Source organism: Pyrodictium occultum, from assembly GCF_001462395.1.
Classification (GTDB): domain Archaea; phylum Thermoproteota; class Thermoprotei_A; order Sulfolobales; family Pyrodictiaceae; genus Pyrodictium; species Pyrodictium occultum.
In genome coordinates this window covers 367,048-383,676 of the sequence record NZ_LNTB01000001.1, presented here as the reverse complement: position 1 = coordinate 383,676, position 16,629 = coordinate 367,048, and the positions used below count along the sequence as shown (strand labels likewise).

20 protein-coding genes are annotated in these 16,629 nt (G+C 64.1%); 13 read left to right on the top strand and 7 right to left on the bottom strand.

All coding sequences use genetic code 11. The features are described 5' to 3' along the window. Nucleotides 1-90: 90 nt before the first annotated feature. The 7 genes from hypD (at nucleotide 91) to CF15_RS09155 (ending at nucleotide 6,499) form a co-directional block, all read left to right on the top strand. On the top strand, nucleotides 91-1,290 hold the full coding sequence (gene hypD / locus CF15_RS02065; protein WP_168371212.1) for a hydrogenase formation protein HypD: 1,200 nt from the start codon (nucleotides 91-93) through the stop codon (nucleotides 1,288-1,290). Between the two features lie 110 nt (nucleotides 1,291-1,400). Further along, nucleotides 1,401-1,682, top strand: a complete 282-nt coding sequence (locus CF15_RS02060; protein WP_058370310.1) for a HypC/HybG/HupF family hydrogenase formation chaperone — start codon at nucleotides 1,401-1,403, stop codon at nucleotides 1,680-1,682. 20 nt (nucleotides 1,683-1,702) lie between these two features. Beyond that, nucleotides 1,703-2,764: a hydrogenase expression/formation protein HypE gene (gene hypE / locus CF15_RS02055; protein WP_058370309.1), complete on the top strand. Its 1,062-nt coding sequence runs from the start codon at nucleotides 1,703-1,705 to the stop codon at nucleotides 2,762-2,764. Between the two features lie 75 nt (nucleotides 2,765-2,839). Then, nucleotides 2,840-5,170 (top strand): carbamoyltransferase HypF, encoded by a 2,331-nt coding sequence (hypF, locus tag CF15_RS02050; protein WP_058370308.1) that lies wholly within the window; start codon nucleotides 2,840-2,842, stop codon nucleotides 5,168-5,170. Between the two features lie 333 nt (nucleotides 5,171-5,503). Continuing rightward, on the top strand, nucleotides 5,504-5,899 hold the full coding sequence (locus CF15_RS09165) for an aminotransferase class V-fold PLP-dependent enzyme (protein WP_236698100.1): 396 nt from the start codon (nucleotides 5,504-5,506) through the stop codon (nucleotides 5,897-5,899). A 100-nt stretch (nucleotides 5,900-5,999) separates the two neighbouring features. Continuing rightward, the gene (locus CF15_RS09160) at nucleotides 6,000-6,293 is read left to right on the top strand and encodes a hypothetical protein (protein ID WP_236698099.1); all 294 of its coding nucleotides are present in this window, start codon (nucleotides 6,000-6,002) and stop codon (nucleotides 6,291-6,293) included. Beyond that, the gene (locus CF15_RS09155; RefSeq protein WP_236698098.1) at nucleotides 6,290-6,499 is read left to right on the top strand and encodes a hypothetical protein; all 210 of its coding nucleotides are present in this window, start codon (nucleotides 6,290-6,292) and stop codon (nucleotides 6,497-6,499) included. The genes CF15_RS09160 and CF15_RS09155 overlap by 4 nt, the downstream gene beginning before the upstream one ends. Nucleotides 6,500-6,593: 94 nt before the next feature. On the opposite strand, the gene CF15_RS02040 is transcribed toward CF15_RS09155, so the two are convergent. Beyond that, a complete protein-coding gene (locus CF15_RS02040) occupies nucleotides 6,594-6,986 on the bottom strand; it encodes a hypothetical protein (RefSeq protein ID WP_058370307.1) in 393 nt (130 codons plus the stop codon). Nucleotides 6,987-7,055: 69 nt separating this feature from the next. Between CF15_RS02040 and CF15_RS02035 the strand changes: the two genes are divergently transcribed. Then, nucleotides 7,056-8,066 carry a bacteriohemerythrin gene (locus tag CF15_RS02035; protein WP_083494437.1) on the top strand — a complete coding sequence of 337 codons (1,011 nt, stop codon included), beginning with the start codon at nucleotides 7,056-7,058 and terminating at the stop codon, nucleotides 8,064-8,066. Nucleotides 8,067-8,078: 12 nt separating this feature from the next. Here CF15_RS02035 and CF15_RS02030 read toward each other — a convergent pair whose 3' ends face one another. Genes CF15_RS02030 through CF15_RS02020 form a run of 3 tightly spaced genes read right to left on the bottom strand, consistent with a single transcriptional unit; the run spans nucleotide 8,079 to nucleotide 9,385 of the window. Further along, entirely contained in the window at nucleotides 8,079-8,618 is a 540-nt protein-coding gene (locus CF15_RS02030; protein WP_058370305.1) for a hydrogenase maturation protease, read from the bottom strand. 7 nt (nucleotides 8,619-8,625) lie between these two features. Further along, nucleotides 8,626-8,961 (bottom strand): hypothetical protein, encoded by a 336-nt coding sequence (locus tag CF15_RS02025; protein ID WP_058370304.1) that lies wholly within the window; start codon nucleotides 8,959-8,961, stop codon nucleotides 8,626-8,628. Then, nucleotides 8,930-9,385, bottom strand: coding sequence for a hypothetical protein (locus tag CF15_RS02020; protein WP_058370303.1), 456 nt, complete (start codon nucleotides 9,383-9,385; stop codon nucleotides 8,930-8,932). The genes CF15_RS02025 and CF15_RS02020 overlap by 32 nt, the downstream gene beginning before the upstream one ends. 296 nt (nucleotides 9,386-9,681) lie before the next feature. On the opposite strand from CF15_RS02020, the gene CF15_RS02015 reads away from it, so the two are divergent. The 3 genes from CF15_RS02015 (at nucleotide 9,682) to CF15_RS02005 (ending at nucleotide 13,559) form a co-directional block, all read left to right on the top strand. Further along, complete coding sequence (locus CF15_RS02015; RefSeq protein ID WP_070807804.1) at nucleotides 9,682-11,115, top strand: NADH-quinone oxidoreductase subunit B family protein; 1,434 nt, start codon at nucleotides 9,682-9,684, stop codon at nucleotides 11,113-11,115. Nucleotides 11,116-11,224: 109 nt separating this feature from the next. Further along, the gene (locus tag CF15_RS02010) at nucleotides 11,225-12,043 is read left to right on the top strand and encodes a hypothetical protein (RefSeq protein ID WP_058370301.1); all 819 of its coding nucleotides are present in this window, start codon (nucleotides 11,225-11,227) and stop codon (nucleotides 12,041-12,043) included. A 97-nt stretch (nucleotides 12,044-12,140) separates the two neighbouring features. Then, nucleotides 12,141-13,559 carry a (Fe-S)-binding protein gene (locus CF15_RS02005; protein WP_058370300.1) on the top strand — a complete coding sequence of 473 codons (1,419 nt, stop codon included), beginning with the start codon at nucleotides 12,141-12,143 and terminating at the stop codon, nucleotides 13,557-13,559. 71 nt (nucleotides 13,560-13,630) lie between these two features. Here the strand turns inward: CF15_RS02005 and CF15_RS02000 are convergent, their stop codons facing one another. Then, entirely contained in the window at nucleotides 13,631-14,089 is a 459-nt protein-coding gene (locus CF15_RS02000; RefSeq protein WP_058370299.1) for a metal-dependent hydrolase, read from the bottom strand. 151 nt (nucleotides 14,090-14,240) lie between these two features. On the opposite strand from CF15_RS02000, the gene CF15_RS01995 reads away from it, so the two are divergent. Both CF15_RS01995 and CF15_RS01990 read left to right on the top strand, forming a co-directional pair. Continuing rightward, entirely contained in the window at nucleotides 14,241-15,059 is an 819-nt protein-coding gene (locus tag CF15_RS01995; RefSeq protein ID WP_083494435.1) for an SDR family NAD(P)-dependent oxidoreductase, read from the top strand. Between the two features lie 65 nt (nucleotides 15,060-15,124). After that, a complete protein-coding gene (locus CF15_RS01990; RefSeq protein ID WP_058370298.1) occupies nucleotides 15,125-15,415 on the top strand; it encodes a DUF4258 domain-containing protein in 291 nt (96 codons plus the stop codon). Here CF15_RS01990 and CF15_RS01985 read toward each other — a convergent pair. Both CF15_RS01985 and CF15_RS01980 read right to left on the bottom strand, forming a co-directional pair. After that, the gene (locus tag CF15_RS01985; RefSeq protein ID WP_058370297.1) at nucleotides 15,412-16,068 is read right to left on the bottom strand and encodes a cytochrome c biogenesis protein CcdA; all 657 of its coding nucleotides are present in this window, start codon (nucleotides 16,066-16,068) and stop codon (nucleotides 15,412-15,414) included. The two genes, CF15_RS01990 and CF15_RS01985, sit on opposite strands and share 4 nt — an antisense overlap. A 5-nt stretch (nucleotides 16,069-16,073) precedes the next feature. After that, nucleotides 16,074-16,628, bottom strand: a complete 555-nt coding sequence (locus tag CF15_RS01980; protein WP_058370296.1) for a glutaredoxin family protein — start codon at nucleotides 16,626-16,628, stop codon at nucleotides 16,074-16,076. Between the last annotated feature and the right edge of the window lies 1 nt (nucleotide 16,629).

Here is a 16,629-nt window from a genome sequence, read left to right as displayed (position 1 = left end):
ATCTACTAAGCGTCTTGGTTTACGATAGTCCTACACGTCAGAAGCTACTTAAGCAGCCCCAATGGTGGAGGATGACGGTGCTCTGAGAGCTTGGAGGCGCAGCAGCGCCTGCTGCAGGTGCTTGAGCAGAGGCTCCGTAGCCAGGATCTGGCCCGCAAGATCGTGGAGAAGATCCACAAGCTCGCCCCGCTGGCGGCTAAGCGCGTCGGGCAGACCCCGATAAAGATAATGGACTTCTGCGGTACCCACGAGTACACCATAACCCACTACGGTATAAGAAGCCTCATGCCCCCGGAGGTGGAGCTCGTAGCCGGCCCCGGCTGCCCCGTCTGCATAACGCCAGCCTACTACGTGGACGTCGCCATAAAGCTCAGCCTTGAGGGGATAAGGGTCTACACCTATGGGGACGCCTACAAGCTCCCCGGCTCCGGCCGCCGCGGCCACGACATAAGGAGCCTAGAGGAGGCCCGCGCCGCCGGTGGCGACGTCGTAGTGGTATACAGTGTGCTCGACGCGGTAAGGATGGCCCGTAGGGATCGGAAGCCCAGCCTCTTCCTAGCAGTAGGCTTCGAGACCACCGCGCCCGCCACCGCGAGCCCCGTCGTGGCCGGTATGGTGCCGGAGAACCTCAAGATACTCAATGTGCACCGGCTCACACCCCCGATAATGAGGTACACGTTCGCCACCCACCGCGATAACCCCATCAGGGGCGTCATAGCACCGGGCCACGTCTCGACCATAGTAGGCGCTAAGGCCTGGAAATTCGTCGTCGAGGAGTACGGGATCCCCACCGTGGTAGCCGGCTTCGAGCCGATAGACGTTCTCCTGGCGGTGCTGGAGATCTTGAGGCAGCACATAGAGGGCAGGCCGCGGCTCGTGAACGAGTACAGCAGGGCTGTTAAGTGGGAGGGTAATAAAAGAGCCCAGAAGCTGATAGATGAGTGCTGCGAGGTCGTGGACGCCGCGTGGCGCGGCATAGGCTTCGTGCCCAAGAGCGGGCTAGCCTTCCGCGACAAGTATCGCCACGTCGACGCGTTCCACGAGTACGGGATAAAAGAGCTGACCCCCGAGGAGTGGAAGTATGACCTGCCGCCGGGCTGCCGCTGCGCCGAGGTAACGCTCGGAATAGCGAAGCCCACCGACTGCCCGCTCTTCATGAAAGTCTGCACTCCCGGCACCCCCTACGGCCCCTGCATGGTGAGCAGCGAGGGCGCATGCGCCGTCTGGGCCCGGTTCGGCGGCGGCGGCGGGCTAGCCGAGGAGATAGCCCGCAGCCTAGGCATAGCCTAGCTCCACGATGTTTCTCCGGGTTGCGCCTTTGCTCATGGCCTCGCGGTGTATAGTATAAAGCTATAAAGCCCCGTGCCGCCACGCATAGATCCCCGGGGTTCACCCTTCCCATGTGCCTGGGCATACCCGCAGAGGTGAAGGAGGTAAAGGGTAACATAGCCGTGGTCGACTTCGGCGACGGCGTCCTCCGCGAGATAGATGCCGGCGCGCTCGAGGGCTTCAAGCCCGGCGACATAGTGATAGTGCATGCGGGCGTGGCGATCGAGCGACTGGACGAGGACCGCGCTAGGGAGATGATGCGGGTGATAGAAGCTTTCATATCCGACCTGGAGCGCAAGGCCGACGAGCTGGAGCGCCTCTTCCAGGTAGAGGAGATGGTGGAGAAGCAGTAGCCCCGCGGGGCCGGCCAGGGATGACCTGGTACATCAGGCTCTGGAAATATATAACCCTGGCGCACGGTGCAGGCGGGAAGGAGACCGAGGAGCTGGTCAGGAACCTCATAGTCCAGAGTGTGCCGCCCGAGCTGTGGAAGGTTAAGGGAGGGACGGGGCTCGACATACTCGACGACGCCGCCCTCATACCCGTCGGCGAGAACCGCTACATAGCGGTGACCGTGGACACCTACACTGTTAAGCCCCTCTTCTTCCCCGGCGGTGATCTAGGTAGGCTAGCCGCCTCGGGCACCATAAACGACCTCCTCATGGTGGGTGCTAGGCCCCTCGCGGTCCTCGACGGCGTTGTCGTGGAGGAGGGCTTCCCCGTAGAGGACTTCAAGAAGATCATGGACAGCTTCATAAACACGCTAAAGGAGGAGGGTGTGGCGCTGATAGGCGGGGACTTCAAGGTTATGCCGAAGGGCCAGCTGGACGGCGTAGTGATAGCCTCTATGGGCATAGGCCTGGTCGAGGGCAGGCCCATCGTCGACACCGAGGTACGGCCTGGCGATAAGATAATTGTCTCCGGCTACCTCGGCGACCACGGGGCGGCGATACTGGCAGCCCAGCAGGCTATAGGCGCCGAGATGAAGGTTGAGAGCGACGTGAAGCCCCTAACCAGGCTCATGCTCCCCCTGCTGGAGAAGCACCGCGAGAGCATACATGGCGCCGGCGACCCCACCCGGGGAGGGCTCTCAATGCTCCTCAACGACTGGGCGGAGAAGACAAAGACGGTGATAGTGTTTGAGGAGGAGAAGGTGCCCGTGAGGCCGCAGGTACGCGAGTACGCTGAGATGCTCGGGGTAGATCCCTTCAGCCTCGCCAGCGAGGGCGTAGCGGTGCTGGCGGTGGAGCCCTCCAAGGCCCAGGAGATACTAGAGTACATCCACAGCCTTGGCTTCAGGGACGCCGCCATAGTGGGTCAGGTATACGAGCCCAAGGACCCCAGGCACGCTGGCAGGGTGCTCCTGAAGAGCATGGCGGGCGGCGTGAGGATACTCGAGCCCCCCAGCGGCGAGATAGTGCCCCGCATATGCTAGGCAGAGCCTCTGCCCCACCTCCTCCTCTTCCCCTCTCGCAGCCGCTCCGGCTCCAGTGGAAGGTGCCAATAGGCCTTGCACGAGCCTCCTCGGAGGGCGCTGCGGCTGCGCGTCACCGGAATAGTTCAGGGAGTTGGCTTCCGGCCCTTTGTCTACAGGCTCGCCATCTCCCGCGGCGTCTCCGGCTACGTGGTTAACCTCGGCGGCAGCGAGGTCGAGATACATGTTGAGGGCAGCCCCTCCCGGCTCGCAGGCTTCATAGAGGGCCTCTATCTCGAGAGGCCGCCGCCCGCCAGGATAGAGGAGCTCGAGATAGAAGAGGTGAGGCCCCAGGGCTTCAAGGGCTTCACCATAAAGAGGAGCGAGAAGAGGAAGAGCAAGAGAAGCATGATACCCCCCGACTTCGGCATATGCAGGGACTGCCTGAAGGAGGTCCACGACCCATCCACCAGGTTCTACCGCTACTACTGGAATAGCTGTGCCTGGTGCGGCCCCAGGTTCTCAATGATGTACACCGTGCCCTATGACCGGGAGAACACCTCTATGAGGAAGTACTCGCTCTGCAGGGATTGCAGGAGGGACTACGAGGACCCCGGCAACATAAGGAGGTTCCACGCCCAGGGGATCAGCTGCCCCCGCTGTGGCCCCAGGACCTATGTCTACACGATGGACGGGAGGAGGCTCCCCGTCGAGGACCCGGTCGAGTGGGCGGCGGAGAAGATAGAGGAGGGCTATATACTCGCGGTGAAGGGTGTTGGAGGCTTCCACCTGGCAGCCCTCGCTAGCCGGGACGACGTGGTGGAGGAGCTGCGTAGGAGGAAGAGGAGGCCCACCAAGCCCTTCGCCCTCATGGCGAGGGACTGCAGCGTGGTGGAGAAGATAGCTGAGCCCCCGCCCGGCGCCTGCAGTGTGCTGGAGTCGGCTGAGAGGCCCATACTCCTCCTCCCGCGGCGCCCTGGCTCCCCCGTCTCCCCCCTGGTAGCGCCTGGGCTGGACACGGTAGGGGTGATGCTCCCCTACACGGGGTTCCAGGCCCTGCTCCTCGAGAGCGTCCGTGACGGCTTCCTGATAATGACCAGCGGCAACAAGTCCGGGTACCCCATGTGCACTACGCTGGAGTGCGTCTTCACCCACCTGAGGGGGATAGCTGACTACGTGGTGGCGCATGACAGGGAGATAGTGCACCGCGTCGACGACAGCGTGCTCCGCTACACCGAGGGGGAGCTCGTCTTCCTCCGGAGGGCCAGGGGCTACGCCCCCACCTGGCTCTACTCTCCCGAGCAGCTCCCCGACATGGTGGCTGTGGGGGCTGAGCTGCAGACGGCTGGAGCGGTGGCGTTCGAGGACAAGATAGTGCCGACCCAGTATATAGGGGACATGGACGAGCCCGGGCAGGTGGAGGAGCTGGAGAAGGAGCTGCGCTGGTTCATAGAGGTCTACTCGCTCAGGCCGAGAGCCGTGGCGGTGGATATGCACCCCGGCTACCACAACAGGCCGCTCGCGGCGAGGCTGGCCGAGGAGTACGGGGCGGAGCTGGTGGAGGTCCAGCACCACCACGCCCACGCGGCAGCTGCTATGCTGGAGGACAGGGTGCCGCCGGGCGAGAAGAGGGTGGCTATAACAATCGACGGCACCGGCTACGGCACCGACGGCACGGTCTGGGGCGGCGAGGTGCTCGTGGCCAGCTACGCCGGCTTCACCCGCGCCGCCAGCCTCCACCCCTTCAGGCTCCCCGGGGGAGACGCGGCAGCCGAGTGGCCGGTCAAGGCCCTCGTGGGGCTCATGCAGGCCTCGGGCCTCGGCGAGGAGGAGGTACTGGAAATACTCCGCCGCCGCGGCCTCCTATCCCGCGACAAGCTTCCCCACGGCGAGCTGGAGGCGAGGGTGAGCTACCGGCTGGCCGCCGCGGGCAAGGCCCCCCTGGCAACGAGCACCGGCCGCACCCTAGACGCCCTCGCAGCCCTGCTGGGGGTGGCGTGGCATAGGGGCTACGAGGGGGAGCCGGCGATGAGGCTTGAGGCGGCTGCGAGGGGCGGCAGGGACCACGGCTACACGCCCCGGCTAGTACAGATGGAGGGCAGGCTGGTGGTGGACACCCGCGGCCTGCTCGAATGGGTGCTCGATAACCTGGACAGGCTCCCCCCGGCAGACCTTGCAGCCACGGTGCAGCGGGCCCTGGGGAGGGGCCTCGGCGAGGCGGCTGCGAGGGCTGCGAGGGGGCTCAGCGGCCCCGTCTACATCTCCGGCGGCGCCGCGGTGAACACGCTGATAGTCCAGGGGGTGCGCGAGGCGCTGAAGGACCACGGGCTCGAGGCGAGGCTCCCCCACCGCCTACCCCCGGGCGACGGGGGGATAGCGGCGGGCCAGGTGCTTGTGGCGGCTTCCAGGATTCTCGGCTGGGACTAACCTCGCCCCCGGAGTACTACCAGGCCGGGAGGCTATCCCCGGGTTCCCGGGCCCCTACAGCGCCCAGCATGCCGGGCCCAGCCGAGCCCGCGGGGGAGTTGCCCGGCGCCGGTTAATAGCGTCGTGACCGCTCAGCTTTAAACACTCGAATAAGGGCCTTGGAGTAATAACCGGTGTTCCTCCTTGCCCCATGGAAGGCTCCTGCTAATGACCCCGGCCCCACCCCTGTGGACTTTGAGACATTGCTAGCAATGGCTAGGCCTACGGTTAACCATGCATCGCCGGAGTTCGACGAGGTTCACAGCGAGGCTGTGAAGATGCTGAAGGAAGTCTTTGACACCCGCGGCGGTCGTTATACTGCCAGGCAGCGGGACCAGCGCCATGGAGCTGGCCCTGAGAAGCGTCGTCAGGCCGGGGTCAAAGGTGCTGGTGCTGAAGGCTGGCTTCTTCGGGGACTACCTTGAGAAGAGTGTTAAGGCCCTGGGCGGCGAGGCCGCCACCGCTCAAGTTGGGCTGGGCAGGGGCTTCACAGCCGCTGAGCTGGATAGGCTGCCGGAGAAGAATAGAGACGCCGCGGCAGTCGCGCTGCAGCACGTTGAGACCTCGACGAGCGTCGCCAACCCGGTCAGGGAGCTGGCCAGGACTGCGAGGAGCTGGGGCGTGCCGCTGGTTGTGGACGGAGTGGCCCCCGTGGGGCATGGAGGTGAGGATGGACGACTGGGGTGTTGACATCTGCTTCACTGGGTCACAGAAAGGCCCTCGGGGCCCCGGGCCTCGGCCTGGTGGCCTACAGCGAGTCCTACACTAGGGAGGTCGAGTCGAGGGGACAGTGGAGACTCTACTTCAACCCCCGAGCCTCCTCAAGGAGATGGAGTCTACGAGGAACTACTACATAACCCCAGCGGTCAACCTAGTCTACGCTCTGAGGGGGTTCCTCCGGAGCATACTCTCCGAAGGCCTCGAGGAGAGGTACAGGAGGCACAGGATCATGGCTGAGGCGGTTAGAGCCGTCCTGGAGTCCCTGGGAGTCAGCCTCGTCGCGGAGGAGGGCTTCAGAGCCGATACCTTACAGCCGCCTACCTGCCCGAAGGCGTGGACTGGCCCAGCTTCTATAGGGAGATGAGAACCCGTGGAGTCGAGGTGGCCGGAGGCCTCGAGGAGCTTAAGGGCAGGGTATTCAGGATAGGGCACATGGGCCAGGTAGGCTGCCCGGAGCTAGCGGCGACAGTAGCGGCCCTGGAGAGGACGCTCAAAGCGCTCGGAGTCAACGTGAAGCTCGGCCAGGGCCTCACAGTCCTCCAGGAGACGCTGGCAAAGCGCGGCATCTAGCACCGTCCCGCCGGGACGGCCGGTCTCGAGGCCCAAAACCCTCTATGCTCTGGGGCGTTAGGGCCGGGGCCCGGGTAGCCCGGCTCGAACCCGCTCACGACGCGGAGCCCTCAGAGGCCTCCCCGCCCTCCTCCCCCTTCATAGCCTCCTGTATGACCTCCAGCACCTTGCCCTTCTGGTAGGCCTGCTCCAGAAGCTCGAGCCCAGCCCGGTAGACCGCGCAGAGATCCTCCTTGGCCTTCTGGAGCGCCTTCTCCAGGTCCTCCCCCTCTATAGCGTAGGTTGCCGTGAGCCCTACTCCGAGATGGGCTAGTGCCAGCGAGGCGAAGGGGAGGAGCGAGCGCTGGTTGTTAGCCTCATTGAGCAGCGCGCCCCACGCCTTCAGCATACTGGTGGCCCATGCCCGATAGTCCTTCATGTTCTCCAGCCGCCACGCGACGAAGTAGACTATCTCGTTAGCCCTCCTGCCGCAGCCTTCCTCCCCCAAGCGCGCACACCCCATGGCAGTGCCCCTGCACCAGGCTATATAGTGCAGCGTAGCCGGGGCGAATAATTAATGCAAAACGTGTATAAGTATGCGCAACTAGCCTGGAGGTGTGACTGGGAGCTACCTGTGTCTCCCGGGCTACTACGCCGTCTTAGATACTGGTGGCACATCCGCGACCCCGATGTACGCTATATCGTGGAGGTCGGTGTAGACCGGATACCCGAGGCCCTCAAACCGGTGCCCCACACCCTCCCGCCGCCCTACAACTACGCGGCCAGCAGCATAGAGTGGAATAGTAGGCTACTCGACGACCCCGGCCTGGTCCTCCAGCTCCTCGAGGCCGCTGAGGCCCGGGAGGAGTTTGAGGCCAGGCTCCCGGGGCTCCGGGGCCAGGTTAGGCACCTGGTTACCGGGAGGCTCGCGGAGAAGGCGGGGCCTAGGCTGCTGATACTGGAAGGGGAGAGGCTCAGCGCCTGGCTCCTCACCTACGGGGTAGTGGTGACAGCTGTTAGGCTTGAAGAGCCTGGCGTCGGGGTCAGCTATGGGCTCCAGGCGCTCCACGCGCTTGACGAGTGGACCGGCAGTGTCAAAGTTGTGGCGGCTAGGCTGAGGCCCTACGTCTACCACTGGGGCCCCGAGCTGAGCGTCTACATAAAAGGCCTGGATAACCAGCACCGCTACCTCGTTACGGTGCTGAATAACCTCTACATAAGCCTCCTGGCCGGCGAGGAGAAGGAGGTGGTGGATGACGTCCTCAAGAGCCTCGTCGATTATACTAGGTTCCACTTCCGCAGCGAGGAGAAGCTCTTCGACAAGTACGGCTACCCCCGCGCCGAGGCCCACCGCCGCCAGCACCAGAGCTTCGTAGAGAAGGTGACAGAGTTCAATGAGCAGTACGAGGCCGGGGAGAAACAGCTTACGCTCAGCGTGCTCCGCTTCCTCTCCGACTGGGTGAGGAACCACATACTCGTGAGCGACCACGACTACGGGGAATGGTTCTATAGGAAGGGGCTGCCCATAGTCGATGAGGAGGCGGCCAGGGAGTCCAGGCTGGCCAGGAGAAAACTCGGCCTCGACTAGAAGGCTCTAGAGCTAGTCTAGGAGAGGCCTCCCGCAGTTCTCCTCGATCCACTCCATCACGCAGCCCGCTGGAGCCCGGAGCCTGGCGCCGAGCCTCCTCAGGAGCCTCTCCAACTCCGCCAAGGCTTTGGGGACGGCTTTCCTCACCTCCCCGCTGAGCCCCTCCATGAACTCTATGCTGTAGGGCCTTACCCCCACCAGGTAGGCCCTACCCTTGAACAGCTGGGCGGCGTAGGCGAGAACCACGAGCCTCACAGGGTTGAGACTGTGAGGGTCTATCTCCTGCACTAGCTCGGCCACTTCGGCCTCGCTCAGCTTGGCCGGGTCTATCTCCAGCACCGCCACCCGCGCGTCCTCCGGCATGTCCTCGGAGAGGTAGGAGTCTATGAATACGACCGTGTCGTAGCCCTCTAGGATGCTTATATGGCCTGGGCTGAGGTGCTGTATAGCCGCCAGCCTGGCGCCCCCTACCCCGCCACATGCCTCTATGCCGCGGGCCAGGCAGTAGCCTATCCCGTCGTCCCCGTGTAGGGTGTTACCCACGCCAAGCACTAGCAGGCTATGCGCCGCACTCCCTCCGGACCCACTCCCTGGCAAGCCTCCTACACTCCTCCTCTGGGTCCGCCGCATCCCCGGGATCGCACTCCACTAGGATAAAGGGCCGGTTCCAGAGCAGGCTTAGCGCTGCAGCGTAGTCGTCGAGGCCGAGGCTGCCGGTGAGGTTCATCCAGAGCTCCCTTGTAAGCTGCTGGGGCGTCAGCGCACGGGCGTCCCTGGGCTCCACTCGGGCCACGTACACCCCGGCGCCCCGTCCTTCAACGTGGGAGGCGCCTAGGAGGAAGAGCTCGCCTGCGCCCCTCCTCTCAGCCTCGTCTATCAGTGCTAGAGCGTCCATGGACCCGTCTATCACCGTGCAGCTGCCTATCCTCGCCTCTCCCTGCCTCCCCGTCAGCTCCAGCGATAGGGCTAGTATTCCGCTTCCCCCCTTCACTATGGGGTTCGGGACTACCACCACCAGCTTCCCCGCCCCGGCCGAGGCCCCGGAGGTACTCCTCGAGCTGAGATGCATCATCCAGCCCCATGCTCCTCGCGACGAGCCTCCGTAGCTCCTCTAGGCCTGGCTGGGGCGGCGGGTTAAAGCTGTAGAGCCTCCGTAGCATCCTCTTCTCCGGCGTCAGCTCGACCCCCAGCGCGTCCTCCACGGCCCCTATTATCTCGGAGCGTATCTCCTCAACGGTCTTTGCGGCGCGGCCGCCTAGCCTCAGCAGCTCCCGCAGCGTCTCCAGCAGCGCCCTCCTCCTCTCCCCGGGATCCGCCAAGCCGGCACCCCTGTTACTAGGGTAAATTTACGGGCTTATCGTTAAACCCTCCGCAGCCCGAGGCTGGGGGTGAGGAGCTCCCAGGCCTACGGGGGCCGAGCTCCTCGGAGCCCCCGGGGGCTGTGAGGCCCTGGCGGGGTTTGCCGACCCTCCCCATGGATCCTCTTCAGCGGCGTGGCATCACGCAGTTATCGCCGGTTAATTATTGCTGGCCCTCCAATACACGAAACTTATTTATCTATGGACATAAATTGTCGGAGACTTTGGTGGTACCGTAGGGAATAGGGGGAGTCGCGGTGGCCAGGCTTTCTCGTAGGGACTTCCTCAAGCTCGCAGGCACAACGGCGTTCTTCGCCAGCCTTGACTGGGATAAGCTGATAAAGAGGGCGATAGCAGAGGTCAAGTCCGGCAGCATAAACGTCATCTGGTTCGAGGCCCAGGATTGTGCGGGCAATACTACAGCTCTAATCCAGGCCACCAAGCCCGACCTCGTCGATGTCCTCGGCGGCCGCAGCCACATAGCAGGCCCAGGCACCGTCAGGCTGCTCTTCCACGAGACGGTTATGCTCAGCTGGGGCGAGGAGACCCCCAGCTACGCGAAGAAGCTGGCCCAGATGAGCCCCGAGGAGCTTAAGGCCTTCGTGGAGAAGCTCCCCGCCGACGATCCTCTCAGGAAGACGCTACAGGCCTTCCTCGAGCTAGGCTACAACCCCGGGCTGCTACTGACAAGCCCCATAGACGTTCTAAGGCTGGCCTCCCAGGGCAAGCTCGACCCCTTCGTGCTGGTACTTGAGGGCAGCTTCTCGATAGACGAGAAGGCCGGCGGCCCCAAGTATAGCGACTACTTCTGCTACATAGGCGACGAGAACGGGAAGCCTATATCCTGCGTCGAGTGGATGAGGCGCCTGCTGCCACGCGCAGTGGCCGTCATAGCTGTGGGCAACTGTGCCTCCTACGGCGGCCTGGTAGCAAACAAGATAGTGGAGAAGGACTTCATAAAGAAGATGGGCTACGACTTGTTCGAGCAGTGGAGCGGCAAGGGCTGGAGCCCGAGCCCCACCGGCGCCGTGGGCTTCTTCCCCGACCCGATAAGGGGCTACAAGGGGCTTGTAGACCTCCTCGAGGAGGCCAGGCCCTTCCGCAACTTCATCTACGGCAAGTGCAAGCTCGGCCCCGGCGAGATAAGGGGCGACTGCCGCCCGGCCGTTGCCGTGCCCGGCTGCCCCGCCAACGGCAACGGCCAGCTACGCGTAATAGCCAACATTGTGCTCTGGGCGAAGGGCCTGCTACCGCTGCCCGAGCTGGACCGCTACTGGAGGCCAAAGTACATCTTCGGCCGCACGGTCCACGAGCAGTGCCCGAGGGCTGCTAGCTACGCGGCGGGCGACTTCCGCAAGAACCCCGGCGACGCCGACTACCGCTGCCTCTTCGCCGTGGGCTGTAAGGGCCCGGTAAGCAACTGCCCGTGGAACAAGGTGGGCTGGGTCAACGGCGTCGGCGGCCCCACCAGGACCGGCGGCGTCTGCATAGGCTGCACCATGCCGGGCTTCACCGACGCCTACGAGCCCTTCTACAAGCCGCTTAACGCGCCGACCACGCCGAGCCTAAGCACTACCGAGGCCGGCGCAGCGGCCTCAGCAGTGGCTGGCGCGGCCATAGCCTACGGGGTTGCGAAGTGGGTCGAGAGCAAGGCCGAGAAGGCGAAGGAGGAGCAGCGCCGCAGCAGCTAGACGGCCCACCAGCATCACCCTGTGATGCTCCAACCCTGCTCCCTCTTTCGGCTCAAAGCCCGCGGGCAGGCACGTGTATGAGGTGGAGGCGTGGACGTAGGGTGGTAGGATGGTAGGCTACCTAGGCGGTAAGGTGACTGACATCTACAGCTTCGCGGTATACTACTTCTTCTGGGTAGCGTTGCTAGTGTTCAGCTTCGGTGCAGCCTACAGGATAGTGAAGCAGATACTCTTCTGGCGCCGCGTGGTTAAGGCGGAGTCCCGCAACCGCGGCATCGGCGCCAGGATAATAGGGCTGATAAGAACGTTCATAGACCCCATTATATTCAGCATCAAGAAGAAGCCCCACGACTTCCTCGCGGGGCTCGTTGCCCTCCACCTGCTAGGCGTGCTGCCGCTGATATTCCTGCTGGCCCATCACGTGGCGTTCTTCTCCTACTGGTTCCCGTGGTACAAGAGGCTGGTGGCTGACACCGGGCTATGGATACCCCTGAGCGCGACAACATCGACGCTCACAGTGACCTCTCCCGTGAAGGTAGAGTTCGTTAACAGCATATGGGGCCCGCTCACAGCCATACTTAACGGCGATGTGCTGGCTATACTAGCAATAATAGGCGTGACCTTCAAGATAGGCATGAAGATAGCCGAGCAGGCCACTGGGCTGCGGCACGTACGGTGGAGCGACTACTTCTCCCTAGGGCTGCTGCTCTTCATACTGCTCACGGGCTACGCGGCTGCAAGGCACTCCACCGGCGCCAGCATAGTGGATGTAGGAATGTATAGGACCATCCTAGGCCTACACATACTGGGCGCCGAGCTGCTGCTAATGCTGATACCCTTCAGCAAGTTCTGGCACTTCGTGTACGGCTACTGGTACGGCAAGCTGCACGAGTGGTACGATGTCCGCGTGCAGAAGGGGCTCGTCTAACCCCATACCCCTTTTAGCTCATGTTCACAGGGCCTTGATAGCTGTGAAGGCCGGGTACCAAAACCAAATGGGTGCGTGGTAGGGAGGGTGGATAGGCATGTCCCAGGAGCCTCCAGCCTCGGAGCTGCAGAAGCTCATAGAGCAGGTTAAGGCGAGCATAGACTGGGAGGGCTTCGACAAGGAGCGTGTAGAGAAGGCCATCCGCGAGACACTCGCCTCGCTGGACCCGGTCAAGCTCCACTACCTGGAGAACTGTGTGGGCTGTGCTGCCTGCGCCCCGGCGTGCCCCTACTACCCTGTCTCAGAGAAGTACGGGCCGGTGGAGAAGGCGGAGCTGGCCCGCCATATATACAGGAAGGAGGCAACAATACTCGGCAAGCTGTTCGGCCCCCTGCTGAACGCCAGGAAGCCGAAGAGCGCAAAGGATCTCGACGAGATAGTCGAGGCTCTCTACCGGTGCACCAACTGCGGCGCCTGCTACGTCTCCTGCCCCTTCGGCATCGACAGTGGCGCTATTATAAGGAGCATGCTGGGCAGCATAGCCACCAAGTCCGGCCGCGTGCCGACGCTAATAGCTATCTTCGAAGTCGTTGAGCGCGAGAGGCTGTTCCTAAAGATGCCGGCCCTCATGCAGATATGGAGCGACGTCATGAAGAAGGCGGAGCAGGCTATCGGCAAGCCCCTGCCCTACGATAAGAAGGGTGCCGAGTACTTCCTACTGGTAAACCTGTCCGACGTCATGTTCTACCCCGACGGCGTCATAGGCGCCATCAAGATACTCGACAGGGCCGGCCTCGACTGGACGCTGCCCAGCAAGCCACTGGCCTTCCGGCCGCCGATAGCGGCTGTAATAGCCCTCTCCAAGCAGACCAAGGAGACGCTAACGATGCTGGACTCCGACATATCAAGCTACAACCCCAAGAACGTGGTGGTGCTTGACGGAGGCTTCGTCTACCCCTGGATGAGGTTCGAGCTGCCTAAGGCGCTCGGCCGCAGGCCCAGCTACCGTGTCCTCCACATAGTAGAGCTGCTGGCCAAGCTGATCCGGGAGGGCAGGCTCAAGCTAAAGCCCAGCGACGATAAGGTCACCTGGCATGATCCCTGCCAGCTCGCCCGCCGCGGCGGCGTGACGGAGGAGCCCAACCTGGTGCTCAGCGCCGCGAGCAAGGGCTTCAGGAAGCTGCCCCACCACGGTGCTGAGAGCTACTGCTGCGGTGGCGGCGGCGGGATAGGCTGTATGAACCTGCAGATGATAGAGGAGATGGCTAAGCTGGTGGGCATGCCGCCGGAGTACCTGCTCAAGGGCGAGAAGGAGAAGAGGTTCGTCGAGAAGACTATGGAGGCCTGGTCCATAGCCGTCAAGAGGAAGATAGATGACATCCGGAGGAGCGGCGCCAAGATAGTGGTTACAGCCTGCCCGGTCTGTATGCACTCGATAGCAGGCGGCGCCCAGCTCTACGGGCTCAATATAGAGGTGAAGCACATAGCCGCCTACGTCGCCGAGCGCCTGGAGTGAGTCCCCTGTCTTTTTCCCGCCCTCTCCCCCGCGGCCTCCTCCCCATTTACGCCCTGGGGGCTCGGAGGGGCCTAGCGCGCCCCTATCATGCCGGCCGACGCGAGGCTGTACGCGGCCACGGCGGCCGAGGCGGCCTGTAGCAGCTTGTTGGCCAGCGGGTCGCTGCTCCTCAGCCTGGCCAGCCTGTAGAAGCGGCGCTGGAAGGGGTAGAGGAGCGCAACCCCCCGGACGGTGAGCATGTCGAGGAGCAGGTGGCTGGAGTAGCCGAGCAGGAACCCTGCAGCCACCAGCCAGGCGGCCCAGGGCGCGGCGGCGAGGGACGCGGCGTAGGCTAGGATGGTTAGCGCGAGCATGACGGGCACGTTGTGGAGCAGTGCCCTGTGCGCGGTGTGGAGATCCAGGTCGGGTATCGCAGCGGCCAGCGCGGCTACAGTGGAGGCTAGCATGACCGCCCCCGGGGGCTCCCCAAGCTCAGCCATCACGGTGACTGCGAGGCTTACCGCGAACACCAGGTGAGTCGACCTCTCCACCCCTCCCAGCCCCGGCGCAGCCTCCCGGAGGGGCCCTCGGGGCCCCTAGGCCGCCTGGCTGGAGAGTGGGCCCGCCTGCTGCCCCCTTTATCCAGGCCGGCAGGTGTTTCTCCCCCGAGAGGGCTCTCGCAGGGCGCGGAGGGCCAGGGCTATGCCGGCGTCCAGCGTTCTTGCGCATGCTAGACTCGGCTCGGCAGCGGCCACGGAGCGGGACGAGGAGCCGGCGGGCTATGTCCTGGTTACCGGCTCCAGCCGCGGCATAGGGAGGGCTGTGGTGCTCCGGTTCGCCTCCGAGGGCTACGCTGTGGCGGTGACCTACCGCTCTAAGCGCGAGCAGGCGCTGGAGACTGCTGAGAGGGCTCGCCGCCTCGGAGCCCCTGACGTGGTGGTGCTCCGGCTCGACGTGTCCAGCCCGGAGAGCCTCGAGGAGGCCCGCCGGGTCCTCGAGTCCCGCTGGCCTCACCTCAACGTGCTGGTAAACAACGCCGGCATCATACACTTCGGCGGCATAGATGAGACGAGCCTCGAGGACTGGGAGCGCGTCATAAGGGTCAACCTGACCGGCGTCTTCCTGGCGACGAAGACCTTCCTCCCGATGCTCCGTAGGGCGCCCTGGGCCAGCATAGTCAACCTGGCCAGCATAGCGGGGCAGACGGGGAACGTGGTGGCCTCAGCCGCCTACGCCGCCTCAAAGGCCGGGGTGATAGGGCTCACCCGCCGCCTTGCGGTGGAGCTGGCGCCCCACGGGATAAGGGTGAACGCCGTCGCCCCCAGCTTCGTTGAGACGGACATGGTGAGGGAGTTTATAGACACGCCGGAGAAGAGGAAGAGGGTTGAGGAGATGCACCCGCTGCGCATTATAATACAGCCGGAGGACGTAGCTGAGGCAGTCTACTTCCTCGCCACCCCCGCCTCAAGGGCTATAACCGGCCACGTGCTGAGCATAAACGCCGGCCGCTTCACAGCCTAGCCCCGCGGCGGCCGCCGGGAGCCCCTGGGCTTGTTAGCCTCCCTCGTGCCCCCTCTCCCCCGGGCGTGGAGGACGTGGCGGCCTGCTGGTACAGCCTGAGAGTCTCCCGGCACGCCCGGGAGAGGATGGAGGAGCGCCGCGTAAGCCTTGACGAGGTGCTGGAGGCCCTCGAGAACCCGGTGCAGCTCGTCTACGACGAGGAGAAGGACGTCTACCTAGCCCTCGGCGTGAACGATGTCGCGGTCGTCTACGCGGCGCGGGGCAGGGTAGTGGAGATAGTCACTGTCATGCGGAGAGGGGAGTACGAGGCCCTGGTAGGGAGGCTCAGGGGCCGCCGCTACAGGGTGGTATACTAGCCCAGCCCCGCCACGTAGACGGCCACGGCAACCAGCGCGGCACCAGCAGCTATGGAGGCGTAGGGCGCCGCCCGGGTAACAGCGTGCTGCACACGCTCCACGCGGTACAGGGCCGAGACGGCGAGCCCCATGCCTACCAGCGGCGAGACAAAGATAACATTGTACAGCATTAGGAGCGGGAGCACCGCCAGCCCCTGGTAGCCGCTGGCCCTAGCCAACACTATGAAAGCCACCAGGGGGCCGCCGCTGCACGGCAGCAGGGTGAAGGAGAGCAGCAGCCCAAGCCCCGCAGCCCCCAGTAGACCGGCGGTGCGCACAGCCCTCGGGGCCAGCCTGACCCCAGGCCTCTGGAGTCCGGGCCTCCCGCCGCGCAGCTCGTAGAGTCCTACGGCGATGTTATAGACCCCGTAGGCGCCCGCGGCGAGCGATAACAGCCACGCAGAGAGCCGGGAGGCCGCACCCGCTATCCCGAGGCCCAGTAGCGTGTACCCCGCATAGATCCCGGCTACGAAGGCCAGCCCGGCGGCTAGTACTGCCCGGCTGCGCCTCTCCTTAAGGGAGACCGAGAGCAGCAAGACAGCGTATATGTAGAATGTGCAGGGGTTAATACTGTCGAGGGCAGCCAATGCAGCGAGCTCGCCGAGGAGCCTCATAGCCCCTACCCCAGGGCCCTAGCATCAGCCAGGGTTTCACGGCACAGCAGGTTGTAGAGGCTCCCCATGCCGCCGAGCCTGGCGCCGACGAACCCGGCCAGCCTGCCCCCAATGTACACGGGTATGGTAGTGGCATTGCCCGTCGACACGCCATTGCTAAGGATGCTCCTCCACCAGCCTGCATCCTCGTACTCCCCTACAACTATGCCATCAACCCTATGGCTCTCGGCGTCGCAGACAACGATTGTGGGCACGCCGAGCGTAACCCTCTCAGCCACGAGAAGGCTGAAAGCCCTCCAGCAGCTAGACCCTCTAGCGTCTATATCACAGAAGTAGGCTACGCCGGGCAGCTTCTCCTCGAAGAACGCCTCCATGGCGCGGCAGTGGGGGCAGGCCGCGCTGCCCAGGATCACTATATACCTTCCAGGAGGCTCGGCCCCGGCTGCCGGGGTGGCGGTAGGGCCCGGGCCACCATTCCTGGTATGGGCTGCGAGCACTAGTAGCGTGAGGGAAAGGAGGGCGACAGCCGCTCCCAGAGCCACGGCTGCGGCGGCCCTCACC